24 protein-coding genes are annotated in these 24,632 nt (G+C 68.2%); 14 read left to right on the forward strand and 10 right to left on the reverse strand.

The annotated features are described in order from the left end of the window. Positions 1 to 9 precede the first annotated feature (9 nt). The gene (locus tag HFP48_RS26020; protein WP_168580307.1) at positions 10 to 1,215 is read right to left on the reverse strand and encodes a CoA transferase; all 1,206 of its coding nucleotides are present in this window, start codon (positions 1,213 to 1,215) and stop codon (positions 10 to 12) included. After that, positions 1,212 to 2,708 carry an aldehyde dehydrogenase family protein gene (locus HFP48_RS26025; protein WP_168580308.1) on the reverse strand — a complete coding sequence of 499 codons (1,497 nt, stop codon included), beginning with the start codon at positions 2,706 to 2,708 and terminating at the stop codon, positions 1,212 to 1,214. The genes HFP48_RS26020 and HFP48_RS26025 overlap by 4 nt, the downstream gene beginning before the upstream one ends. 206 nt (positions 2,709 to 2,914) lie before the next feature. On the opposite strand from HFP48_RS26025, the gene HFP48_RS26030 reads away from it, so the two are divergent. From HFP48_RS26030 to HFP48_RS26075, 10 genes are all read left to right on the forward strand, one after another. After that, the gene (locus HFP48_RS26030; RefSeq protein WP_168580309.1) at positions 2,915 to 3,730 is read left to right on the forward strand and encodes a TauD/TfdA family dioxygenase; all 816 of its coding nucleotides are present in this window, start codon (positions 2,915 to 2,917) and stop codon (positions 3,728 to 3,730) included. Further along, the gene (gene fabG / locus HFP48_RS26035; protein ID WP_168580310.1) at positions 3,727 to 4,431 is read left to right on the forward strand and encodes a 3-oxoacyl-ACP reductase FabG; all 705 of its coding nucleotides are present in this window, start codon (positions 3,727 to 3,729) and stop codon (positions 4,429 to 4,431) included. Before HFP48_RS26030 ends, fabG begins: the two co-directional genes overlap by 4 nt. A gap of 64 nt (positions 4,432 to 4,495) precedes the next feature. After that, positions 4,496 to 5,356 (forward strand): mycofactocin-coupled SDR family oxidoreductase, encoded by an 861-nt coding sequence (locus HFP48_RS26040; RefSeq protein ID WP_168580311.1) that lies wholly within the window; start codon positions 4,496 to 4,498, stop codon positions 5,354 to 5,356. Between the two features lie 83 nt (positions 5,357 to 5,439). After that, positions 5,440 to 5,631, forward strand: coding sequence for a ferredoxin (locus HFP48_RS26045; RefSeq protein WP_168580312.1), 192 nt, complete (start codon positions 5,440 to 5,442; stop codon positions 5,629 to 5,631). Between the two features lie 51 nt (positions 5,632 to 5,682). Beyond that, the gene (locus tag HFP48_RS26050; RefSeq protein ID WP_168580313.1) at positions 5,683 to 7,026 is read left to right on the forward strand and encodes a cytochrome P450; all 1,344 of its coding nucleotides are present in this window, start codon (positions 5,683 to 5,685) and stop codon (positions 7,024 to 7,026) included. A 70-nt stretch (positions 7,027 to 7,096) separates the two neighbouring features. Then, positions 7,097 to 8,749, forward strand: a complete 1,653-nt coding sequence (locus HFP48_RS26055) for an OB-fold domain-containing protein (RefSeq protein ID WP_168580314.1) — start codon at positions 7,097 to 7,099, stop codon at positions 8,747 to 8,749. Beyond that, positions 8,746 to 9,702, forward strand: coding sequence for an alpha/beta fold hydrolase (locus HFP48_RS26060; RefSeq protein WP_168580315.1), 957 nt, complete (start codon positions 8,746 to 8,748; stop codon positions 9,700 to 9,702). Before HFP48_RS26055 ends, HFP48_RS26060 begins: the two co-directional genes overlap by 4 nt. A 4-nt stretch (positions 9,703 to 9,706) precedes the next feature. Further along, positions 9,707 to 10,264 (forward strand): DoxX family protein, encoded by a 558-nt coding sequence (locus HFP48_RS26065; protein WP_246872480.1) that lies wholly within the window; start codon positions 9,707 to 9,709, stop codon positions 10,262 to 10,264. Continuing rightward, entirely contained in the window at positions 10,264 to 11,082 is an 819-nt protein-coding gene (locus HFP48_RS26070; RefSeq protein WP_168580317.1) for an NAD(P)-dependent oxidoreductase, read from the forward strand. The genes HFP48_RS26065 and HFP48_RS26070 overlap by 1 nt, the downstream gene beginning before the upstream one ends. Then, positions 11,079 to 11,888 carry an NAD(P)-dependent oxidoreductase gene (locus tag HFP48_RS26075; RefSeq protein ID WP_168580318.1) on the forward strand — a complete coding sequence of 270 codons (810 nt, stop codon included), beginning with the start codon at positions 11,079 to 11,081 and terminating at the stop codon, positions 11,886 to 11,888. Before HFP48_RS26070 ends, HFP48_RS26075 begins: the two co-directional genes overlap by 4 nt. A 63-nt stretch (positions 11,889 to 11,951) precedes the next feature. Here the strand turns inward: HFP48_RS26075 and HFP48_RS26080 are convergent, their stop codons facing one another. Genes HFP48_RS26080 through HFP48_RS26095 form a run of 4 tightly spaced genes read right to left on the reverse strand, consistent with a single transcriptional unit; the run spans position 11,952 to position 16,283 of the window. Then, positions 11,952 to 12,410: a nuclear transport factor 2 family protein gene (locus tag HFP48_RS26080; RefSeq protein WP_168580319.1), complete on the reverse strand. Its 459-nt coding sequence runs from the start codon at positions 12,408 to 12,410 to the stop codon at positions 11,952 to 11,954. A gap of 31 nt (positions 12,411 to 12,441) precedes the next feature. Then, positions 12,442 to 13,221, reverse strand: a complete 780-nt coding sequence (locus HFP48_RS26085) for an enoyl-CoA hydratase/isomerase family protein (RefSeq protein ID WP_168580320.1) — start codon at positions 13,219 to 13,221, stop codon at positions 12,442 to 12,444. A gap of 55 nt (positions 13,222 to 13,276) precedes the next feature. Continuing rightward, the gene (locus HFP48_RS26090) at positions 13,277 to 14,818 is read right to left on the reverse strand and encodes an acyl-CoA synthetase (protein WP_168580658.1); all 1,542 of its coding nucleotides are present in this window, start codon (positions 14,816 to 14,818) and stop codon (positions 13,277 to 13,279) included. Between the two features lie 40 nt (positions 14,819 to 14,858). Then, positions 14,859 to 16,283 (reverse strand): aldehyde dehydrogenase family protein, encoded by a 1,425-nt coding sequence (locus HFP48_RS26095; RefSeq protein WP_168580321.1) that lies wholly within the window; start codon positions 16,281 to 16,283, stop codon positions 14,859 to 14,861. A gap of 205 nt (positions 16,284 to 16,488) precedes the next feature. Here HFP48_RS26095 and HFP48_RS26100 point away from each other — a divergent pair, with 205 nt between their 5' ends. After that, on the forward strand, positions 16,489 to 17,250 hold the full coding sequence (locus HFP48_RS26100; protein WP_168580322.1) for an SDR family oxidoreductase: 762 nt from the start codon (positions 16,489 to 16,491) through the stop codon (positions 17,248 to 17,250). A gap of 237 nt (positions 17,251 to 17,487) precedes the next feature. On the opposite strand, the gene HFP48_RS26105 is transcribed toward HFP48_RS26100, so the two are convergent. From HFP48_RS26105 to HFP48_RS26115, 3 genes are read right to left on the reverse strand one after another with little or no spacing between them, the layout of a single operon-like run. After that, complete coding sequence (locus HFP48_RS26105; RefSeq protein WP_168580323.1) at positions 17,488 to 18,531, reverse strand: aldo/keto reductase; 1,044 nt, start codon at positions 18,529 to 18,531, stop codon at positions 17,488 to 17,490. Beyond that, the gene (locus HFP48_RS26110) at positions 18,524 to 19,933 is read right to left on the reverse strand and encodes an acyl-CoA reductase (protein ID WP_168580324.1); all 1,410 of its coding nucleotides are present in this window, start codon (positions 19,931 to 19,933) and stop codon (positions 18,524 to 18,526) included. Before HFP48_RS26110 ends, HFP48_RS26105 begins: the two co-directional genes overlap by 8 nt. A 7-nt stretch (positions 19,934 to 19,940) precedes the next feature. Then, entirely contained in the window at positions 19,941 to 21,236 is a 1,296-nt protein-coding gene (locus tag HFP48_RS26115) for a hypothetical protein (RefSeq protein WP_168580325.1), read from the reverse strand. A gap of 106 nt (positions 21,237 to 21,342) precedes the next feature. Between HFP48_RS26115 and HFP48_RS26120 the strand changes: the two genes are divergently transcribed. From HFP48_RS26120 to HFP48_RS26130, 3 genes are all read left to right on the forward strand, one after another. Beyond that, entirely contained in the window at positions 21,343 to 22,005 is a 663-nt protein-coding gene (locus HFP48_RS26120) for a TetR/AcrR family transcriptional regulator (RefSeq protein ID WP_168580326.1), read from the forward strand. 153 nt (positions 22,006 to 22,158) lie between these two features. Further along, positions 22,159 to 23,061, forward strand: coding sequence for an LLM class F420-dependent oxidoreductase (locus tag HFP48_RS26125; RefSeq protein WP_168580327.1), 903 nt, complete (start codon positions 22,159 to 22,161; stop codon positions 23,059 to 23,061). Positions 23,062 to 23,070: 9 nt separating this feature from the next. Further along, positions 23,071 to 23,919: an SDR family oxidoreductase gene (locus HFP48_RS26130; RefSeq protein WP_168580328.1), complete on the forward strand. Its 849-nt coding sequence runs from the start codon at positions 23,071 to 23,073 to the stop codon at positions 23,917 to 23,919. On the opposite strand, the gene HFP48_RS26135 is transcribed toward HFP48_RS26130, so the two are convergent. Next, positions 23,889 to 24,560, reverse strand: a complete 672-nt coding sequence (locus HFP48_RS26135; RefSeq protein WP_246872481.1) for a helix-turn-helix domain-containing protein — start codon at positions 24,558 to 24,560, stop codon at positions 23,889 to 23,891. The genes HFP48_RS26130 and HFP48_RS26135 overlap by 31 nt on opposite strands. Positions 24,561 to 24,632: the final 72 nt, after the last annotated feature.

The following is a 24,632-nucleotide window of genomic DNA, read 5'->3' on the forward strand; positions in this document are numbered from 1 at the left end:
CAGGTGGATCTAGGTGACTGCGCCGGCCGTCTTGAGCGCGATGATGCGATCCCAGTCCAGGCCGAGCTCGAGCAGGATCTCCTCTGTCTGGGCGGCGAATTCCGGGCCCGGCCCGAGTTCCGCTGCGGTGACGTCGAACTGGACGGGGTTGGCTACCAATTCGAGTTCCCCGGCCTTGACGATGTACTCGTTGGCGCGTACCTGCGGATCGTCGGCAACCTGCAGGGAGTCCTGGACCGGCGCCCACGGCCCCGACAGCGTGGCGAACCGCTCGGACCACTCGGCGAGCGTGCGGCTGCCGATCACCACGCGCAGGATCGCGACGGCCTGGTCGGTGTTGGCCGCGAGCTGCCGCGAGTCCGCGAAGCGCGGATCGTCGACCAGGTCGGGACGGTCGATGTGCCGGCAGACGTCGGCCCAGTATTTGGCGGGCTGCAGCATGACGAAGGACAGGTACCGCCCGTCGGACGTCTCGTACAGTCCGGACAGCGGATTGGTCGGTGCGCCGTGGGCGCCCGGTGTGGGCGCCTCCATGTGCCGGCCGACGTGGGCGGACAACGCGATTCCGTGTCCCATCGCCCATACGCCGCTGCTCAGCAGGGAGACGTCGACGACCGACGGCTCGCCGGACCGTTCGCGCTTGAGCAGGGCGGCGGCGACGCCCCCGGCAAGGTTGGTACCGGAAATGGTGTCGCCGAAGGCCGGCCCGGGCGGACTGATCATTCCCTCCACCCCGGCCGGGGTCAGGGTCGCGGCGATGCCGGCCCGGGCCCAGAAGGCGGTCATATCGTATCCGCCCTTGTCAGATTCGATCCCGCGCGGGCCGAGCGCGCTGCCGCGCGCGTAGACGATCTGCGGGTTCACGGCGCGGACGTCGTCGACGTCGATGCGGAACTTGGTGCGCGCGTGGGGCAGGAAGCTGGTGAGGAAGACGTCCGACTCGCGGATGAGCGCATCGAGCACCTCCCTGCCTTCCGGGGTGCCCATGTCGAGGCCGATGCTGCGCTTGCCGCGGTTGGCGTGCTCGACGTTGGGGTTCGGATCGCCCTCCACCCGCATGGTGCCCACCTGCCGGAGTCCGCGCTGCGGGTCGCCGGTGACCGCGTGCTCCACCTTGACGACGTCCGCGCCCCAGTCTGCGAGCACGGCGCCGGCCGACGGAACGAACCCGTACATCGCGACCTCGAGGACGCGGATCCCTTCCAGGGGCTTCACGGCTTCACCGCCACCGCAAAGGCCTTGAGCTCGAGGAACTCCTCGAAACCGGCCCGGCCGCCCTCACGTCCCACGCCGGACTGTTTGTAGCCTCCGAACGGAACATCGGGATGGAAGTAGTTTCCGCCGTTGATGCCCATCGTGCCGGTCCGGATGCGTCGGCCGATCGCGATGGCCCGCTCGTCGGAGGCGCTCATCACGCCACCCGAGAGGCCGAAGATCGAGTCGTTGGCGATGCGCACGGCGTCGTCGTCGTCCTCGTAGGGAATCATCGCGAGCACCGGTCCGAAGACCTCCTCCTGGGCGATCTCACTCTTGGGGTCCACGCCGGCAAGGACGGTCGGCTCGTAGAAGAACCCGGGATCGATCTTTTTGCCGCCGGCAAGCAACTGGGCGCCGTCGGCGATCGCCCGCTGCACCATACCGTCGACCTTGTCGCGCTGCCGTTCGCTGACGAGCGGACCCATGTAGTTCTTGGGATCGGTGGGGTCGCCGAACGGGATGTGGCCGATGATAGCGGCGACCATCTGCGCAATCTCGTCATGGTGTTCTCGGGGCACGAGCATGCGGGTGGTCAGCGCGCACCCCTGACCGGCGTGCGAGCAGACGGTCCCGGCGGCGAACTTGGCGGCACTCGCAAAGTCGGCATCGTCGAGGACGATCATCGCGGACTTGCCCCCGAGTTCGGTGAAGACCCGCTTCATGGTGTCGGCGGCCGCGGCCATGATCCGGCGTCCCGTGGGGGTCGAGCCGGTGAAGGTCACCACGTCGACGTCCGGGTGGGTGGTCATGAGCTCACCGGGCGCAACTTCGGAGGAACTGATGACATTGATGACGCCGGCGGGGATGTCAGTGTGCTTCGCGATGATCTCGCCGAGTGCAAGTGTGACGAGGGGCGTGTCCGGCGCAGCCTTGAGGACGACGGTACAGCCGGCAGCGAGGGCGGGCGCGATCTTGATCATGGCGAGCTGGGTCGGGTAGTTGTAGGCAACGATCGCCGAGACGACACCCGCCGCCTCCTTCTCGATCCACCGTCGGTGGCGTCCGCCCTTGGTCTCGATCTCGCCGAGATCCTCGGTCAGCGGGTACTCACGGAGCAGATTCGCGAAGTAGCGGACGATCTCGATAGGGGCCTCGAGCTGGTTGGCGTAGGTGAGCTGCAGGGTGGCGCCCACGTCGGCGACCGTGAGCGCGCGCAACTCCTCGACGTTCTCGCGCAGGGCCTTGTGGAACTGCTCGAGGCACCGGATGCGCAGTTCCACGTTCGTGGACCAGTCGGTGGTGTCGAAGGCCCGTCGCGCGGCGGCGATGGCGACCTCCACCTCCTCGACGCCGGCGTCCGGGGCGTACCCGAACACTTCACCGGTTGCGGGGTTGATGGTCGGGAACGTGCGCTCGGTCGTGACCAGCTTTCCGTCGATCAGCATGCGCCGATCGACGCTCACGCCGTCGGTGTCCGGACGTGTGTCCTGGACCGTCTCCTGCGATGACATTCGCACTCCTCACAGCACGGGATGATGGAAATCATATTCTCTCAATCAGAGAATCATTCACACTCGCTTGAGAAGAATGTAGCAACGGAACCCCTCCGCGCCTACCCCAAGTTGTGAATTGGATCGCTCTTAGCCGCGTGGATGCGGGTCTTGCGGCCCTCTGACACGGGAGACTATTGTTCTCTGAAATCGGAAGGGAGATTCTTGTGATTGACACAACTGCGCTCACCCCCGCATTCGGTGTAGGAGTCACCGGCCTCGCGATCGACGACCTGCACGACGACGCGGTGGTCAGCCGGCTGGTGGAAGCACTGAAGTGGCGAGGCGTCCTGCTGATCCGCGGACTCGGCCTCGACGACGACGCTCAGCTGGCCTTCAGCCGCAAGCTCGGCACCGTCGTGCAGGCCGCGCCCGGCGAGGAGATCTTCACGGTCTCACTCGATCCGTCCAAGGCGCGGTCGGCCGAGTACCTCAAAGGCACCTTCCACTGGCACATCGACGACACCACCAACGACGTGCCGGCGAAGGCGACGATGCTCACGGCCCGGCACGTGGCGATGGTCGGCGGCGGCACGGAGTTCGCCAGCACGTATGCCGCGTACGAGAACCTGCCGGAATCGGAGCGCAAGCGTTACGAGGGTCTGCGGGTGGTCCACAGCTTCGAGGCGGCGCAGCGCCTGGTGCACCCCGACCCCACCCCCGAGCAGCTCGCGGTCTACCGGTCACTGCCCACCCACGAAACGTCGCTGGTGTGGCAGCGCCGCGACGGGCGCAAGTCCCTCGTCATCGGCGCCACCGCCGACCACATCGTCGGCATGCGCCCCGACGAGAGCCGGGCGCTCCTCGACGAACTGCTCGCGTGGACCACGCAGGACCGATTCAGCTACACCCACGAGTGGACCGTCGGCGACGTGGTGATCTGGGACAACACCGGCATGCTGCACCGCGCCCTGCCCTACGACCCGTCGTCCGAACGCCTCATGCGGCGCACCACGATCGTCGGCGACGAGGCCTGGTCGTGAGGACGGCAGTGGTCACCGGAGGCAGCTCCGGTATCGGCCGCGCCATCGCGGAGCGCCTGCGCAAGGACGGCCATCGGGTGGCCGTGTTCGACCTCAATCCCTCCGGTGCCGAACTCGAGTACAAGGTGGACGTCACCGACCGCGCGCAGATCGACGCCGCTCTGAGCGAAATCCACGACGAGCTGGGTCCGGTCACGATCCTCGTCAACGGCGCCGGCCTGGAGCTGTACAGGCGGTTTGCGAACATCGACTACGCGACGTGGCAGCGGGTGATCGACGTCAACCTCGGCGGCGTCGTCCACTGCGTCCAGGCCGTGCTTCCCGACATGATCGAGGCGGGCTGGGGCCGGATCGTCAACATCTCGTCGTCCAGCGCGCACTCCGGCCAGCCCTTCATGTCGGCGTACGTCTCGGCCAAGTCGGCCGTGAACGGGCTGACCAAGTCGCTCGCCCTCGAGTACGGGCCCAGCGGCATCACCGTCAACGCCGTGCCGCCCGGCTTCGTCGACACCCCCATGCTCCGCAGGTCGGAGGAGAAGGGCCTGCTCGGCGGGACGATCGAGGACCACATCCAGCGGACTCCGGTGCGGCGGGTCGGCCGGCCCGAGGACATCGCCGCGGCCTGCTCGTTCCTGACCTCCGAGGAGGCCGGCTACATCACCGGTCAGATCCTCGGCGTCAACGGCGGCCGGAACACCTGAGGCAGCCGGCTCTCCCGCACTCGGCCGCACGCCGAGCGCCGATCGATCGACGAAAGGAAACCCAGTGGGACGTGTGGGAGGCAAGGTCGCGTTCATCACCGGCGCGGCACGAGGCCAGGGACGCAGCCATGCGGTGCGGTTGGCCGAGGAAGGCGCCGACATCATCGCAGTCGACCTGTGCCGCGACATCGAATCGATCCAGTACCCGATGGCCCGGCCGGAGGATCTCGAGGAGACGGCCCGGCTCGTCGAGAAGCACGGTCGCAAGGTCGTCACTGCCCAGGCCGACGTGCGCGACGCCGCGCAACTGCGGTCCGCGCTCGAACGGGGCCTCGCCGAACTCGGCCGGCTCGACATCGTCGTCGCGCAGGCCGGTGTCGCCGGCATGAAGGGCGAACCCAAGCTGCAGGCATGGAGCGACGTCGTCGACACCAACCTGGTGGGCACCATCAACGCGATCCAGGTGGCGCTGCCCCACCTGGGCGAGGGTGCCTCGATCGTCGCGACCGGCTCGACCGCCGCACTCATGGACGTGTCCAAGGTGGACGTCCCCGGCAAGGACCCCGGCGGTGTGGCCTACGTGTTCTCCAAGCGGGCGCTGTCGCAGTACGTCCACGAACTTGCGACACATATCGCCCCGATGGGCATACGCGCCAACGTGATTCATCCGACCAACTGCAACACGGACATGCTGCAGAGCGAGCCGATGTACCGGTCGTTCCGCCCCGACCTCGAGCACCCGACCCGCGCGGACGCCGAACCGGCGTTCGGCGTGCAGCAGGCCATGCCCGTTCCGTACATCGAACCGGTGGACATCAGCAACGCCGTGGTGTTCCTCGCCTCCGACGAGGCCCGCTACGTGACCGGCATGCAGATGCGCGTCGACGCCGGCGGCTACCTCAAGTGGTACGACTACCACATCTGAGCGGCCGTTCCCGGCCGTAGAGCCCACTCACGGTGAGCTGGCTCGACTCCGAACAAGATTCAACCCGAACCGGGAGAAGAAACGTGAAGGTACGAGTCGACGCGCAACGCTGCCAAGGACACACCCTGTGCGCAATGGCGGCACCGGAGGTGTTCGAGCTGAGCGATATCGACGGCCACGCGTCGGTCGTCGACGAGGACGTCCCCGCCGATCTCGAAGAGAAGGTCCGCGAAGCCGCACGGTCCTGCCCCGAACAGGCGATCACCGTCTTCTGAGCAACCCTCCGGTACAGCCCTCCCCTCGACAGCCCCAGAGAGGACAACGCCATGAGCGTTGACGACATCTCCACCGACGAAACCCGACGACGGCCCGTCTTCCAGTTCGACCGGCACGCCCCGGACTACCGGGACAAGTTCCTCGAGATCACCGAGGAGATGCAGGCCACATGTCCGGTGGCGTGGTCCGGGACCCACGGTGGCCATTGGGTCACCGCCAGCGCCGATGCGACCTTCACCCTGGTCCGCTCACCCGACGTCTCGAACGACCACGACGTCAAGGGTCAGCGCCGCGGCTACCAGGGCATCATGATCCCCAAGGGGGAACGCGCCTCGGGTGTGCGCGGCGGCATCCTGGAAATGGACGACCCCGAGCACCGCGAATTCCGTTCGATCCTCAACCCGTACCTGTCGCCGGCCGCGATCAAGAAGTGGATACCGGTCATCGACGAGGTGATCCGCGCGAGCCTCGACGAGAAGATCGAGGAAGGCCGGATCGACTTCGTCGACGACCTCGCCAACATCGTGCCCGCCGTGATCACGCTGGCGATGCTGGGCATTCCGGTTCAGAAGTGGAAGATGTACTGCGAGCCGGTCCACGCCGCCATCTACACCCCGCCGGACTCGCCCGACATCCAGCGCATCGGTGAACTCCACCGGCAGATGGGCATCGATCTGCTCACCAACCTGTTCGAGATCCGGGAGAATCCCCGCCCGGGCCTGATCGACGCGCTCGCCCGTGCGACGGTCCTGGGCGAGAAGCCCGACGACATGGAGCTGCTCGGCATCCTCAGCCTGCTCATCGGCGGCGGCTTCGACACCACCACGGCACTCACCGCGCACTCGCTCGAATGGCTGTCGCAGAATCCCGAGCAGCGCGAGATCCTCAGCCAGGACCGGGATCAGCTCCTCGACTCCGCGACCGAGGAGTTCCTGCGGTTCTTCACGCCGTCACCGGGTGACGGCCGGACCTTCTCCGCCGACTGCGAGTACCAGGGCATCCAGTTCAAGGAGAGCGAGCGACTGTGGCTCTCCTGGGCGATGGCCAACCGCGACCCGTCGCTGTTCGAGAACCCCAATACCATCGACATGGAGCGAAAAGGCAACCGCCACTTCAGCTTCGGCCTGGGTGTGCACCGCTGCATCGGCTCGAACCTGGCGCGCACGGTGTTCAAGCGGATGCTCGTCGCCGTGCTCGACCGGATGCCGGACTACATGTGCGATTCGGAAGGGACCGTCCACTACGACTCCATCGGAGTCATCCAGGGGATGCGCTACCTCCCCGCGACCTTCACACCCGGGCCCCGCCTCGGCGCAGGGCTCGACGAGACGCTCGAGAAGGTACAGGCGATGTGCGAGGAGCAGCGCCTCGCCGAGCCGATCACGCGCACGTAGTACAACGAGACAGGCAGGGTGATTCCGTGATGGTGGTGGTCGATCCGTGGAGCATGGACGAGGTGACGACGTGACGACCGGACGTCCTCTACCCCTGGTGACCGACCAGAATCGGTTCTTCTGGACCTCCGGTGCGGACGGCCGGCTGCGGATGCAGGAGTGCGAGTCGTGTGCCGCACTCATCCACCCACCGCAGCCGATCTGCCGCTATTGCGGAGAACGGAAGCTGGGCGAGAAGGTCGTCTCGGGATTCGCGACCCTCGTCGGATTCACGGTCAACCACCGCTTCGGCCTGCCAGGGCTGCCACCGCCCTACGTGGTGGCGCAGGTCGCTCTCGAGGAGGATCCCCGGGTGCGCCTCACCACCAATGCGGTCGAGTGCGATCCCGAGGACCTCGCGCTCGGCAAGCGGATGGAAGTCGTCTTCGAGCAGATCGAGGACGTGTGGCTTCCGCTGTTCCGGCCGGCAGGGGGGCAGTCCGAGCTCGCTCCCCTGCCGCAGGACGCGATCGCGCCCGAGCAGATCCGGTTCCACGTCCGCCCCATGGCGACGCAGGAGAAGTTCGAGGACAAGGTCGCGCTCACCGGCGTCGGAATGTCGGAGATCGGCCGCCGTCTCATGGTTCCGCCGCTGTCCCTGACGATCCAGGCGTGCGAACGCGCCGTCGAGGACGCCGGGCTGACGATGTCCGACATCGACGGGCTCGCGACCTATCCCGGTGCCGGTCCGGTCGTGGGATTCGGTGAGGGCGGCGTCACCGCGCTCGAGGCGGCCCTGGGCCTGCGCCCGACGTGGCACAACGGCGGCATCGAAACATTCGGGCCCGCAGGCTCCGTCATCGCGGCCATGCTGGCCGTCGCGAGCGGTCTGGCCCGGCACGTGCTGTGCTACCGCACGCTGTGGGAAGCCAGCTACAACGAACTCGTGGGCCGGGGCGAGATCACGCCACCCGCAGGCCGCACACCGAGCTGGATGGTGCCGTTCGGCGCCACGTCGGCCGCGCACACACTCGCCCAGAACGCTCAGCGCTACTTCCACCGCTACGGTGCCACGCGCGAGACGCTGGGGTGGATCGCCCTCAACCAGCGCGCGAACGCGGCACTGAATCCGACAGCGATCTATCGCGACCCGATGACGATGGACGACTATCTCGGTGCTCGCCCGATCACGACGCCGTTCGGTCTCTACGACTGCGACGTGCCGTGCGACGGTGCGACGGCCGTCGTGGTCTCCGCGGTGGACGCGGCCCGTGACCTGCCGACGACTCCGATCCTCGTGGAGGCGGTCGGCACCCAGATCGTCGAGCGCATCGAGTGGGACCAGAGCACGCTGACCCACGAACCGCACACCTTCGGACCGTCCGCGCACATGTGGTCGCGGACCTCGATGCGCCCCGAGGACGTCGACGTCGCCGAACTCTACGACGGATTCTCCTTCAACTGCCTGTCGTGGATCGAAGCGCTCGGCTTCTGCGGAATCGGCGAGGCGAAGGACTTCCTCGACGGCGGCACGAACATCGCACGCGACGGCGTGCTCCCACTCAACACGCACGGCGGCCAGCTCTCCCACGGCCGTACCCACGGCATGGGCCTCGTCCACGAGGCGGTCACGCAGTTGCGTGGCGAGGCCGGCGCCCGTCAGATCGCGGGCGCGCGGGTCGCCGTCGTCGGCACAGGCGGCCTCACGCCGGGTGGCGTGATGCTCCTCAGGACGGATGAATGACTCACACCCAGCACACCTACGCTCCTGCCGGCGCGGCTGAACCGGGCCCGGAATTTCGTGTCACCGAGATCGGCGGCGTGCCGATGTCCGCCCGTCTCGCCGAGGCACCGGAGCCGCGCGCCGTCGTCGTTGCGCTGCACGGCGGCGCCACCGACTCCGGCTATTTCGACTGCCCGGGACATCCCGAACTGTCACTGCTGCGCACCGCCGCGGCGCGCGGGTACACGGTGCTTGCCCTCGACCGGCCCGGCTACGGCAGATCTGCGCCGCACGCAGCGGACATCGCCGCCGCCGAGCACCGCGTCGACATCACGTACGAGGCGATCGACCGGATACTCGGCACGCGTCCGCACGGCGCGGGACTGTTCGTGTGGTCCCACTCGGCCGGCACCGAACTCGGCTTGCGGATGGCTGCGGACGAACGCGGGCGCGGCCTGCTCGGCATCGAGGTGGCCGGCACCGGACTCGAGCACTTCCCCGAGGTGCAGAAGGTGCTCGACGCCGGGACGGGATACGCCGCGCCGCGGGGGATGCGAGAACTGCTGTGGGCCCCGACCGACCTGTATCCGTCCGAGATCGTCGGGGGCGGCCCGATCGCGTCGGCCACGCCGCGGTACGAGGCGGACGTGCGGCTCGGGTGGGCCGCACACGACTTCCGGATCCTCGCCGCCCAGGTGCGCGTGCCGGTCCACTTCACGGCGGCCGAGTACGAGAGCGTGTGGCGGTCCGATCCCGAGTCCCTGACCGCGATCGAAGGTCTGTTCACCGCGGCACCCCGGGTCGCGGTCGAAGTCCAGCCAGGGTGCGGGCACAACCTGAGCATCGGTTTCGGTGCGCCGGCGTACCACTCGACGGTCCTGTCGTTCGTCGAGTCGTGCATCGACATGGGCACGCGGGCCGCGAAGCCGGAACCGACGAACGACGATGCCGCTCCTGCGCGGCACAGGAGGTGACACGGTGGAAGCTGCAGACATCGCGCTGCTGCTGGTTCGACTGGTCCTGGGCGGCACGCTGATCGCCCACGGCGTCAACCATTGGGTCGGAGGAGGCCGCATCGAGGGCACGGGCCGCTGGTTCGGCGGACTCGGCCTGCGGCACGGGAAGCTGCAGGCGTGGTTGAGCGTGGTGACCGAGATCGGGGCGGGAGTCCTGTTGATCGCCGGTCTGCTCACGCCCCTCGCCTGCGCGGCCGTCGTGTCGGTGATGCTGGTGGCCGGGCTCCTCGCTCACCGGCCGAACGGATTCTTCGTCTTCCGGGACGGCTACGAATACGTGCTCGTACTGGCGCTCGTCGCGATCGCCTTGGCGATGCTCGGTCCCGGTGACCTCTCACTCGATCGAGTGGTGGGATTCGAGATCTCCGGATGGGCGGGCGGCGGCGCCGCCGCGGGCGTCGGTGCCGCCGGGACGGCACTGCTGCTCGCGCTGTTCTGGCGGCCGGATTCCGGCGAGCTCGCACCGCAGGACAGTTCCGCCGAGAGCGCGGACCGCGAACTGGAGAGAGAAGGACTCTGATGCGCGTCGGTTTCATCGGCCTCGGCAGCCAGGGCGGCCCCATGGCGCGCCGGATCGTCGAGTCCGGATTTCCGACGACGCTGTGGGCGCGACGGGCCGACGCGCTCGAGCCCTACGCCGGGACGGCCGCCGGAATCGCATCCTCACCGGCGAAGCTCGGGGCCGCGTCCGACGTGGTCTGCGTGTGCGTGGTCGCCGACGCGGACGTGCGGCAGGTGGTCACCGGCGAAGACGGTGTCCTGGCGGGCATGGCGCCCGGCGGCGTGCTCGTCGTACACAGCACGATTCATCCGGACACGTGCAGGGAGCTGGCGGAAGCAGCTCGGAAACAGGGTGTTTCGGTGGTCGATGCGCCGGTCAGCGGGGGCGGTGGCGCCGCGGCCGAGAATCGCCTGCTGGTCATGGTGGGCGGCGAGGCCGCGGACGTCGAGCGGTGCCGTCCGGTGTTCGAGACGTACGGGAACCCGGTGGTCCATCTCGGCGGACTCGGGTCGGGACAAGTCGCCAAGCTTCTCAACAACCTGCTGTTCACGGCCAACCTCGCGACGGCAGCCGGCACACTCGACCTCGGGCGGTCGCTCGGCGTCGACCCGGCCCGGCTCGGTGAGGTCATCACGCACGGCACCGCGAACAGCTTCGCGCTCGGCCGTGTCGTCTCGGCCGGCGGCACGCTGGACCGCATCGCCGGTCACGCCGGTCCCCTGCTGCGCAAGGATGTTTCGCTGGTGGCGGGACTTGCGGAGTCCGCCTCGGCCGTCCCCGGCGTCGTGCTCACCACCGCGGACGCCGCACTCGACATGATGGGACAGACGCGATGAGCCGGATCGGATTCGTCGGTGCCGGACGCATGGGCCGCCCGATGGTGGAGCGGTTGGTACGCGACGGCCACGACGTGCAGGTCCTCGCGCGGTCCGACGAGGCGGACGACGCTCTCACCGGGATCGGCGCCCATCCGGTGCGCCGACTCGCCGATGTGGCTGCCGACGCCGACATCGTTATTGTGTGCGTGTTCACCGACGCACAGGTGCATGAGGTGTGCCTGGACGAGACGTTCCTGTCGGCGTTGCCGGCCGGCGCCGTCCTCGTCGTCCACACCACCATCAGCCCGGACACCGTCGAGGCCGTCGCCGGGCGCGCGGCGGCATTCGGAGTCGACGTCGTCGACGCCGCCGTCAGCGGGGGACCGCACGACATCGCCGCGGGCCGGCTCACTCTGTTCGTCGGGGGCGCGGACGACACGGTCGCGCGGGTGAGGCCGGTGCTCGGGAGCTACGGCGACCCGGTGTTCCACGTCGGCCGTCTCGGCAACGGACTGTGCGTCAAGCTCGTGAACAACGCGCTGTTCGCCGCCAATATCGGCTTGATCAGCGAGGCGGTACGACTCGGCGGACAACTCGGCGTCGACGAGTCCGCGTTACTCGAGGCGCTGCCCCACGGTAGTTCGGCGAGCCGGGTGATGGGCAACATCGCGGCGCGTGGATCGGTCGCCGCATTCACCAGTGCGGTCGGCGAGTTCCTCGACAAGGACGTGGCCGTAGTCAGGTCCGTCGCGGCCGAACTCGGCGGCGAGCTCGGCGTCCTGCTCGATGCGATCGAGGCGCAGCCGAAGGTCCCGTCCGTCTGACCAGCAGAACCGGATTCGGGCTCGTGGGAAATCATCACCCACGAGCCCGGATTCGTGTGCGGTTCAGTTCTTCGCGGGGTCCGGGTTACCGACGAACCACAGGTTCTCCTCGGTCAGCCGGGCACTGCGCCAGCCCTCTGCCGTGCGGACGACCTCGTGGTGGTAGTTGCCGCCGCAGTAGGTCAGCTCCGTGCGCTGCGGAAGGCGTATCGGGTTGTAGAACATCGCGCGCACCGTCGCCCGGTCACCGTCGAGATCGATCTCGATGTTCGTGACGAAGTGCTGCGTCATCGGAACCTGCTCCAACGCCCCGCCCAGGAGTTTCAGCACGTCGTCGCGCGAGCCCGGCGGGTAGCCGACCGAGCTGTAGTCGAGATGCGCGTCCTCGGTGAACACGGTCTCGAGCAGGGCCCAGTTCTTGGTGTCCACCGCACGGGCGTAACGGTGGAGCAGCTCCCGGATCTCGGACTTGTCGTGGAGAGTTCTCAGGGTACGAGCGTCGGTATCGGCCGGAACCGTCATGTGTGATCCTCGCTGTCGGGGTGTGCACCGGTCAGGACGGCAGATCGGTCGGGATCCAGCTCGGATCCCGCTTCTCCATGAACGCCCGCATGCCCTCCCGGGGTTCGGGGGACGTGGCGAGCGCGCCGAACATGGTCTGGTAGTCGATGACGCCGTATCGCTCGTTGAGCATGCGCTTGACGTGTGCCCGCGCCTCGGGTGCGGTCTGCAGGATCTCCCGCGCGGCCTGCAACGCGGCCGACCGGAGTTCGTCGTGCGGCACCACCCGCGAGATGACGCCGAGGCGCTGGGCTTCGGCGGCGTCGAAGCGGCGGCCGGACAGCATCAGGTCCCGTGCGACGGCCACCCCGACGTGCGCGGGCAGGGTCGCCGCGAAGGTCGCATCCGGGATGCCCCGCAGCAGCTCCGGCACTCGGAAGGTCGCGCGGTCACTCGCGACGGCGATGTCGGACATCATCGCGACGAGCAGTCCCCCGGCCTGGCAGATGCCGTTGACCGCGGAGATCACCGGGGCACGGCTGTCGCGAATGGTGAGGAACGGGATGACGTCGTTGCCGATCCCGTCGGGCAGGTTGTCGCCCGGCTCCGCGCGACCGCCGAGGTCCCCGCCGGGCGCGAAGACGTCGCCGGTGCCCGTGATGACGAGTGCCGCGAGATCCGGATCCGAGTTGACCAGGTGGACGGCCCGTTTCAGTCCGTAGTACATCGCCGGGGTGAAGGCGTTGCGCGCGGACGGCCGGTCGATGTAGCACCATCCGATCGCGCCTTCCCGCTCGAATCTCAGCCCGGCCGCTCCCAGGTCGTCGCCCATGAGTTCTGCACACTCCGTTCGTGATCGGTGATGTATCGACACGTTGGCCGGCGTCTCAGACGACGCGGGTGTCGTGGCCCGCCCAGTAGCGCTCACGCAGCAGCCGCTTGTAGAGCTTCCCGTTGGGGTTGCGCGGCAGATCGTCGACGAAATCGACGCTGCGCGGACACTTGTAGGAGGCGAGGGCCGCCCGGCAGTAGTCGATTAGCTCCGCCTCGAGCTCCGGCCCCGCATTCGACGGGTTCACGAGCTCGACCACGGCCTTGACCGATTCCCCCATCTCGTCGTCCGGCACTCCGATGACCGCGACGTCCATGATCGCCGGGTGTGCTGCGAGGTGGTTCTCGACCTCCTGCGGGTAGATGTTCACACCGCCGGAGACGATCATGTGAGCCTTGCGGTCGGTGAGATAGAGGTATCCGCCGTCGTCGGCGTAGCCCATGTCACCGAGGGTGCGCCATCCGCGGGTATCGGCCACCGACGCGGTCTTCTCCGGATCGTTGTGGTATTCGAACGGCCGACCGCCGCCGAAGTACACGACGCCGATCTCGCCGGGGGGAAGCTCCTCGCCGTCTTCACCGACGACATGACACTCCGTCATGGGCCGGCCTACGGATCCCGGATGGGCGAGCCACTCCTGCGGTGTGATGACACAAGCACCCACGTCCTCGGTGCCCGAGTAGTACTCGTGGATCACCGGCCCCCACCAGTCGAGCATCGCGCGCTTGACGGCGATCGGGCACGGCGCCGCCCCGTGGACGGCGTTGCGCAGGCTCGACAGATCATACTGTCGGCGAACGTCTTCCGGCAGGCGGAGCATTCGGACGAACATCGTGGGCACGAACTGGGCGTCCGTGACGCGGTGCCGTTCGATGAGCTCGAGACACTGTCGCGCGTCGAACTTCTCCATCACGACCACGGTCGCCCCGAGCCGGTGCCAGGACATCGCGAAGACGAGCGGTGCGGCGTGGTACAGCGGCGCCGGGGACAGGAATACGGTATCCGACGGCGTACCGTACCGCAGGAACCCCCGCGCGATCTGGACCGGCGCGGACTCTGGATCTCCGAAGTGCTTGTCCGGCATCGGTTTACGCACGCCCTTGGGCCGCCCGGTGGTGCCGGACGAGTACAGCATCTCACGCCCCTCGAACTCCTCGTCGCGCGGCATCAGCGCCGACCGGGCGAGGACCCGCCCGTAGTTCTCGAACCCCGGCGACGCGCCACCGGTCATCACCCGCACCCGGATGTGGGTCAGGTCGAGGCCGGCCACGACGGCGGCCATTGCGGCACTGGTGACGAGCGCACCGGCCCCGGAATCGTCGAGAATGTACTGCACCTCCTCCGGCCGGAGGTGAGTGTTCACCGCGGTGAAGTACAACCCCGACCGCTGCGCGGCCCACGCCACCTCGAGGTACTCACGGTTGTTCTCCATGAGGATGGCGATGTGGTCACCGCGACGCACCCCGCGGTCCCGCAGCGCCCGGGCGAACCGGGACGAATGGTCCTCCAGCTGGGCGAAAGTCACGACCTCGCCGCTCGAGCCCATCACGATCGCGGGTGTATCGGGGGCTTTGTCGGCATGGTGGCTCGGGGTCATCACGGTGTCGGCATCGATCACGTCGTATCTTCTCCGTCGTTCACAGTTTGACGACCACGGTCTTGGTGGCCGTGTAGGCGTCGAGCGCTTCGTAGCCCTTCTCCCGGCCGTAGCCGGACTTCCGGAATCCACCGAAGGGCAGTTCGACGCCACCGGCAGCGCCGTAACTGTTGACGTACACCTGGCCCGCCTCGATCTCCGCGGCCATCCGGTGTGCACGAGAGAGGTCCGCCGTCCAGACCGCGCCGAGCAGTGCGTACTGGGTACCGTTCGCAAGGGCGATCGCCTCGTCCTCGGTGGCGAATGTGTTCACGACGAGAACAGGACCGAAGATTTCTTCCTGGGCGATCGGCGACGCCGGGTCGACGTCGTCGATCAGGGTAGGGAGGAAGTACGCGCCCCCGGCCAGGGACGGGTCGTCCGGGGCGGTCCCCCCGACGAGGATCTCACCCTTGGTCATCTCGTCGACCATGCTCTTCACCCGGCGCTGTTGCTTGGCCGACACGAGCGGACCGAGATCCCTGTCGTCGACGCCCGGGCCGATCGTGACGGCGGCGAATCGCTTCGCGACTGCTTCGGCGATCTCGTCGTGCACCGCTTCGTGGACGAGCAACCGCGATCCCGCCGAGCACGTCTGGCCGGCGTTCTGCAGGATCGCCTTCGTCACCGCCGCCGTGGCGGCGTCCGGGTCCGCGTCGGGGAACACGATCTGGGCGGACTTGCCGCCGAGTTCGAGCACGGCGGGAACGACGCGGTCGGCGGCGGCGTGCGCCACCACGGAACCGATACCGGTGGATCCTACGAATCCGATGTGATCGATTCCCGGATGTGCGGACAGGGCGGCGCCGGCCTCGGGACCGAGTCCGGTGACGACGTTGAACACCCCGGCCGGAAGGCCGGCCTCGACCGCCAGCTCGGCGAGCGCGACTGCGCTGCGCGGTGTTTCGTCGGCAGGTTTGGCAACCGTGCAGTTGCCGGTCGCGATGGCGGGCGCGACGGCGCGGGACAGCAACTGCAGGGGGTAGTTCCAGGCCACGATGTGGCCGGTCACCCCGAACGGTTCGCGCCGGGTGTACACGTGGAGATCGGGCGTGAGCGGGATCGACTGCCCGTAATAGGTGTCGATCGCGTGCCCGTAGAACCGGAAGTAGCGCGCCGACACATCGACATCGGTGCGCGCCTGAGCGAGGGGCTTGCCCGTGTCCTCGCTCTCGAGCCGCGCGAGCCTTTCCTTGTCCCGCAGGACGAGATCGGCGATTCGCGTCAGGATCTCCGCCCGCTGTTCGGGCGTGGTCCGGCGCCACGACCGGTGCGCCGCCCGGGCGGCCCGCACGGCGAGGTCGACCTCCGCCGCGGATCCGCGGGCGACCCGGCCCAACGACCGACCGGTGGACGGGTCGATGTTGTCGTAGGACTCCCGGGAGTCGACGAGTTCACCGCCGACGAAGGAGCGCGTGGTGGCCATGGGAGGTACTCCGTTCCAAAAATCTGTTGGCAGTGAGCTCGACAGAGAGATCGCGCGAACGCGGAAATGCCCGTCTTCTCATGTAGAATACAATTCTCACAAGGGTAGAGTGAAGTATTTCCCGGGTCGGTCCCGGATGCGTCACGCCGCTCCGGAGACACCTCGGACATACCGGCCGGTCGGAGCAACAGACAAGGACAACAATATGGACGGATTGAAGGACAAGGTCGTCCTCGTGGCAGGAGCCGCGACGGGCCTGGGAGCGGATTCCGCTCGCCGCCTCGCGCAGGAGGGCGCCGCGGTGGTGGTGGGCGACATCGACGGTGACGGCGCCGAACGGACCGCCGCGAGCATCGTCGAGCTCGGCGGGCAGGCCGTAGGCGCGCAGTTCGACATCGCGGACGACAGGTCGGTCGCCGAGCTGATCTCCACCACGGTACGGACGTATGGGGGCCTCGATGCCGTCCACATCAACGCCGGTGACATGGGGAGCGTCTCCCGGGACACCGACATCGTCGACATCGATCTCGCCGTGTGGGACCGCATGATCGCCGTGAACCTGCGCGGGCACATGCTCGTCACCCGGCACTCGATCCCCGAACTTCTCCGGCGCGGCGGCGGCGCACTCGTCTACACGTCCTCCATCGCCGCGTTCACCGGTGATCCCCAGCGTCCCACCTATGCCGCGACGAAGGCCGGTATCAACGCACTCGCCCGGCACGTCGCGTCCCGCTGGGGCTCGCAGGGCCTCCGGGCCAACGCGATCGCGCCCGGGTTGATCCTCACCGACGAAATCCGCGAGGGTGCCTCACCGGAGGTCCTGAAGACCCTCATCGGCCGTTCGCGCAGCACCCGGCCGGGGCGTCCCCGCGACGTGTCGGCCATGGTCGCATACCTTATGTCCGACGACGGCGAGTGGATCAACGGTCAGGTTCTGAACGTCGACGGCGGCACCGTCCTCCGCTGACGACATCCTCACTCGTGGCACCGCCACCCGGACGAAAGCGAGACGTGCGCGGCATCCCCGGATCGGGGCTCGGCAAGCGACGCATGATGCCGATCTGCTGCGTCCCGCTCGTCCTGGGTTCGGCCACCAGCGCCCTGGCGGCCGCTCTCGCGCCGATGATCACCGGTCGCGCATCGCGTGAGGAGTGCATACGGCGACGGCCCTCCCCGAGCCGGGAAGGGCCGTCGCCGTGTCCGGCTATTCCCCGGCACGCACCGTCGACAAGGCCCGGCCGCGCGGCACCACCCGACGCGGCTCCGGGACCGGAGGCGGTAGCGAACCCCGCTCGTACAGGCCTTCGAGGAACCGGTACGGGTAGCCGAGCGGGACTCGGCTCACCGCGTCGAGCCGGGCGAGGTGTTCCTCGTCGAGCGACACTGCCGGCGCCCCGAGATTGTCCCGGAGCTGCTCCGGTGTCCGCGCGCCGATCGACACCATGAGCCTGTGGTGCAGGACCCACGAAAGCGCAGCGCGTGCAGGCGTGGTGCCCAGTTCGAGGGCAACCTCCCGCAGCGCGGTCCGCGCGCGCCGCAGTCGTTCCGGAAGTTCGGTCTCCTGCGCGTCCGCCAGGTCGCGTGTGAGCAGACCCCGCGCGAGCGGGCTCCACGCACACACCGCGAGTCCGAGTTCCTGCGCCATGGGCAGAATGTCGCGCTCGGCGTCCCGAGCGGCGAGCGAGTACTCGACCTGCAGGGCGCAGAACGCACTCCACCCGCGCAACTCGGCGACGGCCGTCGACCGGGAAATCACCCAGGCGGGAGTGTTGGTCACGCCGAGCGCCAGCACCTTGCCGGAACGGATCAGATCGTCGAGCGCTCGCAGGGTCTCGTCCGCCGCGGTCGACCTGTCCCATGCGTGCACCCACAGCAGGTCGATGTAGTCGGTGCCCAGACGGCGCAGGCTCGTCTCGACGCTGCGGCGCAGGCTCTTGCGGTGGCTGCCGCCGCTGTTCGGGTCGGCCGGATCGGTCTGGAGGGTGAACTTCGTGCTGAGCACGATCGAATCCCGCTCCGGGGCGATCAGTCGTCCGACGATCTCCTCACTGGCACCGTCGGTGTAGTTGTTCGCAGTGTCGACGATGTTGCCGCCGGCCTCCCGATAGGTGTCGTAGATCTGCCGGCACGTCGATTCGTCGGCGCCGAAACCCCATTCGGTTCCGAACGTCATCGCCCCCAGGCACAGCTCGCTCACCCGGATCCCGGACGAGCCGAGCACCCGCTGCGGAATCACGAATTCAGGCATCGTCGTCCACCACCCAGTTGACGAACCGGTGCAGCGGATACATACCGTCGTGCGGACTGCCCATGCTGCCCTTCATCGCGCTGCCCAGTTTCACGATGCGCTGCACGCCGGCGGTGGCGAGCAGGTCGCGCACCTCCGCCTTGCGGTGAGCCGGATAGACTCCCACCGTCTGGGTCGCGACCGTGGCGAATTGCGTGGCGTCGCGCATCGAGGTGACGGGGATGACATTGACGGTCTTGCCGGTGGGGTGGAAGTCGACCATCTCGGGCGAGCGGACGACCAGGCCCCTGCCGTCGAACGTGCCCCAGATCCGATAGTCGGGCTCGAGAAAGCGCATTCCCTCGACGGCCTCCCGGATTTCGACGGACGGCCTCGGTCCCACCGCCGACGCGAAGGCGCGGTCGACGCCCAGTCGTTCGTGGAGCAACTCGCAGAAACGATCGACCCGGTCGATGTCGCCCTCGACGCAGATGTGCCGCGCGGCCAGGCATGCGTCCTGGTTGAAGATCGTGACGTCGGCTGCAGCCGACTCGGCGACCTCACGCAACGTCTCCTCCGACTCGAACGCCTCCCTTCCGATCATCGACATCGATACCTTCGGATCGAACGAGATCAACTGGAAGCCTGGCCCCGCGTACCTGGCGGCATTCTCGATGGCCGCCCCGCCACCCCAGGCGACGAGCTTGTCGAAGTACTGGGAGCGGTAGAGGACTCCTTCCACCTTCTCGTCGCCGCCGCGCCAGTAGACCGCGGACATCGACTTCAGCACCGGATGGTCCGGGGCGATGTCCGCCATGGTGCGCAGGACGGCGACGGTGGTGAAGGGGTCGGCCGAGGGCATCTTGAAGACGTTGACCGCCTTGACGAGTGCGGCGTCGGCGATCGAGGTCATGGCTGCGCTCGGCGAGTTGCCGGCGAGCATGTGGACGAGCCGGGGCGGGAAGGCGCGGATCCGGCTGACACTGCCGTTCGGATCGGTGTGCTCCACCCAGCCGTCGAGCACGTCGACGCTGCCGAACGTGCGCTCGAGCCGGTACTCGATCGCCTCCCTGGTGAGGAACTGCCCGGGCCGCGCGAAGGTGTTCTCGATGATCCGCCGGGGCAACGCGCTGACCTGGAGCGTCATCTCCAGCGATTCCTGGAGGTACTCGTTCTTCTCGAGGGTCAGGTGCGCGGCGGTCTCCACGAGGAAGTCGATGATCTCCGACACCGGGACGTCGAAGGCCGGTCCCGGCTCGGATCGGGGTGCGAACAACCCCTCGAACTCGAGCTTCGGCGTCACGAACGGTACGCCGAAGTCCCGGGAGAGGTATTCGCTCCCGTCGCCCCACACGAGTTCGCCTCGGACGAAATGCGGCACCCGGATCTTCGACCCGGTCGGTGCACTGGTGATAGTGGTCATACGGTCCTCACTCCTCGACGAGTCCGCGGACGTACGCGTCCATCGTTCCCGCACAGGTGATCTTGTCGTCGTCGGCCAGGTCCGAGTACCGCACGATGTCCGGCAGGATCGTGTCCCCGGACCGACCGCAGGGGCACTCGCCGAGGTCGACCGTGATGCGGTCGCCGGAGATCGTGCCACCCCAGCGGCCGTCGACAGTGGTGTCGAAGAAGGCCGCGCGTCCCTGCACCACCCCATCCGACTCGCCGGCGAGCGCCTCGCCCGGCTTGTCGAGGACGAACAGCACGATCTCGTCCGGGACGTGGTAGCGGCCGGCCGGGCACTTGGGCAGGCGGATGTTGAGTTCCTGCATGGAGTAGTAGTGCATGAAGCGATCCGGACCGATGTTGAGCATCCGGAAGATCTGTTCCTGGTAGTCGGCGGGGAGAGACGTCCCCTTCAGGCCTCCGCCGGTGGTCAGCGCATTGGCTCCGGTGATGTCGCCCTCGCCGACCCCCTTGTCCTTCAGGATCTCACAGAGCCGGAACAGTTGCGGGAATTGGGAACTGAAGAAGATGTTCTCGGTACGGCGTTCCAGGATGCGCTCGGCGAAGTGGTCCAGCCGGCGCTCCTGCTCGGAGGCGCGCTCGGCCGCCTCGGCTTCGAACGAGGCGATCTCGTCCGGTGACGCGGTTCCATCCGCCATTGCGCGCCGCATCGCGGACAGACGCGCCAGGTAGCGGTGGAAGCCGCCGGGTGGGGTACCCTCGAACAGCGGGATCGCATCGGGACGGGCATAGTTGTCGACGAGCAGGTTGCGCATCGCCACGTGCGCGCTCTGGCCGGTTTCGGGACCGACGGGGATGACGTGCCACGTGTTCCGCGGCGGCACACCGAGGTCGGTCAGGCAGCGCAGCATGTCCTGCTGATTGGCGTCACGGTCGCGGCGGGACTTGTTCAGGAACGACCCTTTTCCGCTCGTACCGCTCGAACTCGATACCAGGTGACCGGTCCGCTCGAGGGCTGCGATCCAGCCGTCGACGTCTTCGACTGCCGAGACGTCCACGTCGGTGACGCGGTGGGCCGACAGGGAGTCCAGCCATCGATTCATCTGGGCCCAACGACCTTTGGCCACGAGCGACTCGGGATAGCTCTTGTAGGTCGTGTGCGGGAACAGCAGCGGGATCATGTCCTCGCGGGCCCGGATCTGCGTGATGCCTTCCGCCTCGGCGCGTTGCGCCAGCACGGGCACCTGCCGTCGTCGCTGCTGGAACTGTGAGTCGAGGATTTCGATGACGTTTCTCTGAATCGTCGTTTCCGACACTGCGCCCTCCGGCGGTTGCGGGGATGGGGAGAAGATCGACTGGACGTAACTTTACCTATGGGTCTAGTTAGATGTCCAGGCCGGCGGCCCTGGCAGACTTCCCGGTATGTCAGAGCAGGACGATCGCCGGCGCGCGACGGACCGCCGACCCCGGCGCGGCGGTCGGCCCACCCGGGAGGAGGCCGCCCGCCTCGACCAGGCGGTCCGCGAGGCGGCACTGCACCTGTTCCTCGAGAACGGCTACGAGGGCGCGACGATGAACGCGATCGCAGCTGCGGCCGGAACGACGAAACCCTCCCTCTACGCCCGTTTCCCGACCAAGGAGGCCGTCTTCCGCTCCGTTCTCGAGTGGGCGATGACGCAGGCCGACTGGCCGACGCCCGAGCAGGAGCCACCCGATCTCGACGACCTCGAAGGCGCGTTGACCGCCGTCGCCGAGGCCGCGCTGCGACGTGCGCTCGATCCGTCGATGATCAGGCTGCAGCAGATCGCGATCGCGTACGCGTCGCGCTATCCGGACATCGCGCGCCAGGCCCTCGGCACCGGGCACTGGCCGCGCCGGCAGATCGTGGTGGACCTGCTCCGCCGGCACGCCGCTTCCGGCGCAATAGTTGCGGAAGACCCGGAGCTGCTCGCCGAGCACTTCCTGGGCATGGTGTCGGGCGTCGCAGCGCGCCTGGCGTCGTTCGGCATCGTGCTCGACCCCGCCGAGCAGCAGCGTCGCACGCGTTCGGCGGTCCAGCTGTTCCTCCGGAGCCTACGTCCCTGACCTCCTGGGCCTCCGGCACCGGCATGGGCGCCCTTGACAACGGTCACGGCACATGAGAATTATGTTCTAGGTTTGCAAGAATCCCTTCTCCGCCCAGCGGCAAGTTCCCCGAGTGCCCCCACGCCGGCCGGGGCCACCGACAGCGAGGTGTCGATGCGGTTCGTCTTCCACTACCCGGAAATCGGCGGTCCCGACGGGGACCTGCTCGACTCAGGGCCGCCGGCCGAGGTGGCGACGGCCGCCGAGCGTGCCGGTTTCGACGGGTTCTCCCTCAGCGAGCACCCGGTACCGGGAGCGCGGTGGCTCGCCTCGGGCGGGCACCAGACCCTCGACCCGTTCGTCGCACTCGGGTACGTGGCCGGCGCGACGCAACGCCTGCGGTTGCTCACCTATCTCGCCGTGGCCCCGTACCGCAATCCCTTCCTGCTCGCGAAGGCCGCGGCGACACTCGACAAGGTGTCGGGCGGACGCATGATCCTCGGTCTCGGCACCGGCTATCAGAAGAGCGAATTCAAAGCGCTCGGTGTTGATTTCGACGAACGCAACACCCTGTTCGACGAAGCACTGGACGTGCTGCCCCGACACTGGAGCGGTGAGCCGTTCAGCTACGAGGGCCGGCACTTCAGCGCCCGGGACGTCGTCGCCCGGCCGCGGCCCGTGCAGGATCCGATCCCGATCTGGATCGGCGGCAACTCCGCGCTGAGCCGGCGCCGCGTCGCCGAGCGAGCCCAGGGCTGGATGCCGATGAGCGGGGGCGCCGAGCTCAGCACCACGGCACGGACGCCCGAGCTCGGATCCGTCGATCGGCTGGCAGCTCGGATCACCGAAATTCGCACGGCCGCCGAGTCGGCCGGGCGCACCGACCACATCGACGTCGTGTACTCCTACCATGGTGCGGGCATCACGACTCCCACCGTCGACGCCGACCGCCACCGCGAGGCGTTCGGTGAGCTCGAGAAGGCGGGCGTCGACTGGGTCGTCGTGTCGAGCCGCTCCCACGAGAGCGCGGCGACCCTGGACTTCCTCGCCGCCTTCGGCGCGACCTACCTGAGCTGAGGCGCGCACGTGGACTGGTTCCGGGAACGCAGCGGCCTCGACGGCACCGTCGCCGTCGTCACCGGTGGTGCGGGCGGTCTCGGTCGGGCGATCGTGACGGATCTGGCCGCCAACGGTGTCCGACCGGCCGTCGTCGACCTCGATCCCGGCGCGGCCGACGACCTGCGCAGCACCCTCGGCGACGCCGGCACGGACGCGATCGTCCGTCACGGGGACGTTCGCGATCCGACAACGCTGGAGTCGCTGTTCACGGCCGTCGACGAACGATGGGGGCGGCTCGACACGCTCGTCAACGTCGCGGGCGGAACATTCCGGGCGCCGTTCACCGACACGAATGCGAAGGGGTGGGACGCGCTCGTACGCACGAATCTCACGCATGTCCTGCATGCCTGCTCGTTGGCGATACCACGCATGCAGCGCGGTGGGCGCGGCGGCAGCATCGTCAACATCACCACCGTCGAGGCACACCGCGCCGCACCGGGTTTCGCCGTCTACTCGGCCACCAAGGCGGCGGTCGAGCAGTTCGCCCGCACGCTCGCCGTCGAACTGGCACCGGACGGCATCCGGATCAACAACGTCGCCCCGGACTTCGTCCCGACGCCGAACCTCACGCGCTTCTCGCACGGCGACGGCGCGCTGACCGATCCCGAGGGCGTACGCGTCGCGATCCCCATGGGACGAGCCGGGGACGTCACCGACGTGTCGGGCTGCGTCGTCTTCCTCGCCTCCGGACTGTCGAGCTACGTCACCGGAACGACCCTGCATCCGGACGGCGGCACCTTCGCCTCGGCCGGGTGGTTCAACTGGCCGGACACCGGCTGGGCGAATTACGCACCGTTGCGCTTCCTCGAGCGGTGACGTGCCGCGACGGCCGGCTCGGTCCGTTCCATAGCCCCTCCGGGCGAGACGACCCGTAGGCAGAACGCGGTGGTGCGGTCGATGTCGGCATCGGTCGGTGTCGTCCGCCGCCACAGACTGTCGGTGAGCGTGCCGATCGTGGCGTGGGCGACGAGCGTCGCGTCGAAAGCCGCGTCGGCGCTGCCCAGTTCGGCGAACGGCGGGATCAGCAACACGGCCAGCCGTCCGCTCGGGGACGGTGGGCCGGTGATGGTGTCCTCCGCCAGGGTTCCGGCGTTCCAGAGCACGGCCCGGGTCGTCGCGGCGCTGTCCTGGACCCCCTGCGACAGCACGCCCGCCACCCACCGGTGCACCCGGCGCTCCGGGGTGGGTTCCTTCTCCATCTGATGCGCAAGGTAGCTGTGGAGGCGTTCGGTCCCGTCCTCGAGGAGGGCCGCGACGAGTGCATCCTTCGACGGGAAGTGCCGGTAGAAGGCATCGTTGGAGAGCCCGGCGGCCGCCACGATGTCCGCGACCCGCGGTCGCATGGTGGTGCCACGCTGCCGGATCACGTCGAGCGCGGCGTCCAGCAGGCGGCGCACTTCGCCGGCGTAGCCGGCCTCCCGCTTGGCCAGCGATCTCTGCGCGATCCGGCTAGCCACCGGCCCCGGCGTCCACGCAATTGAATTCTCCGACATGAGAACAGTATTCTGTTCGGTGCGCGTCTCCGCAAA

This window comes from Rhodococcus sp. DMU1 (assembly GCF_012272955.1).
In the GTDB taxonomy this organism is placed as follows: Bacteria; Actinomycetota; Actinomycetes; order Mycobacteriales; family Mycobacteriaceae; genus Rhodococcus; species Rhodococcus aetherivorans.

Bases quoted from the DNA above. Each gene is read 5' to 3' on its own strand.
- HFP48_RS26025 (WP_168580308.1), bottom strand. From the start codon at position 2,708: ATGTCATCGCAGGAGACGGTCCAGGACACACGTCCGGACACCGACGGC.
- HFP48_RS26050 (WP_168580313.1), top strand. From the start codon at position 5,683: ATGAGCGTTGACGACATCTCCACCGACGAAACCCGACGACGGCCCGTC.
- HFP48_RS26060 (WP_168580315.1), top strand. From the start codon at position 8,746: ATGACTCACACCCAGCACACCTACGCTCCTGCCGGCGCGGCTGAACCG.
- HFP48_RS26070 (WP_168580317.1), top strand. From the start codon at position 10,264: ATGCGCGTCGGTTTCATCGGCCTCGGCAGCCAGGGCGGCCCCATGGCG.
- HFP48_RS26075 (WP_168580318.1), top strand. From the start codon at position 11,079: ATGAGCCGGATCGGATTCGTCGGTGCCGGACGCATGGGCCGCCCGATG.
- HFP48_RS26080 (WP_168580319.1), bottom strand. From the start codon at position 12,410: ATGACGGTTCCGGCCGATACCGACGCTCGTACCCTGAGAACTCTCCAC.
- HFP48_RS26085 (WP_168580320.1), bottom strand. From the start codon at position 13,221: ATGGGCGACGACCTGGGAGCGGCCGGGCTGAGATTCGAGCGGGAAGGC.
- HFP48_RS26090 (WP_168580658.1), bottom strand. From the start codon at position 14,818: ATGACCCCGAGCCACCATGCCGACAAAGCCCCCGATACACCCGCGATC.
- HFP48_RS26095 (WP_168580321.1), bottom strand. From the start codon at position 16,283: ATGGCCACCACGCGCTCCTTCGTCGGCGGTGAACTCGTCGACTCCCGG.
- HFP48_RS26100 (WP_168580322.1), top strand. From the start codon at position 16,489: ATGGACGGATTGAAGGACAAGGTCGTCCTCGTGGCAGGAGCCGCGACG.
- HFP48_RS26105 (WP_168580323.1), bottom strand. From the start codon at position 18,531: ATGCCTGAATTCGTGATTCCGCAGCGGGTGCTCGGCTCGTCCGGGATC.
- HFP48_RS26110 (WP_168580324.1), bottom strand. From the start codon at position 19,933: ATGACCACTATCACCAGTGCACCGACCGGGTCGAAGATCCGGGTGCCG.
- HFP48_RS26120 (WP_168580326.1), top strand. From the start codon at position 21,343: ATGTCAGAGCAGGACGATCGCCGGCGCGCGACGGACCGCCGACCCCGG.
- HFP48_RS26125 (WP_168580327.1), top strand. From the start codon at position 22,159: ATGCGGTTCGTCTTCCACTACCCGGAAATCGGCGGTCCCGACGGGGAC.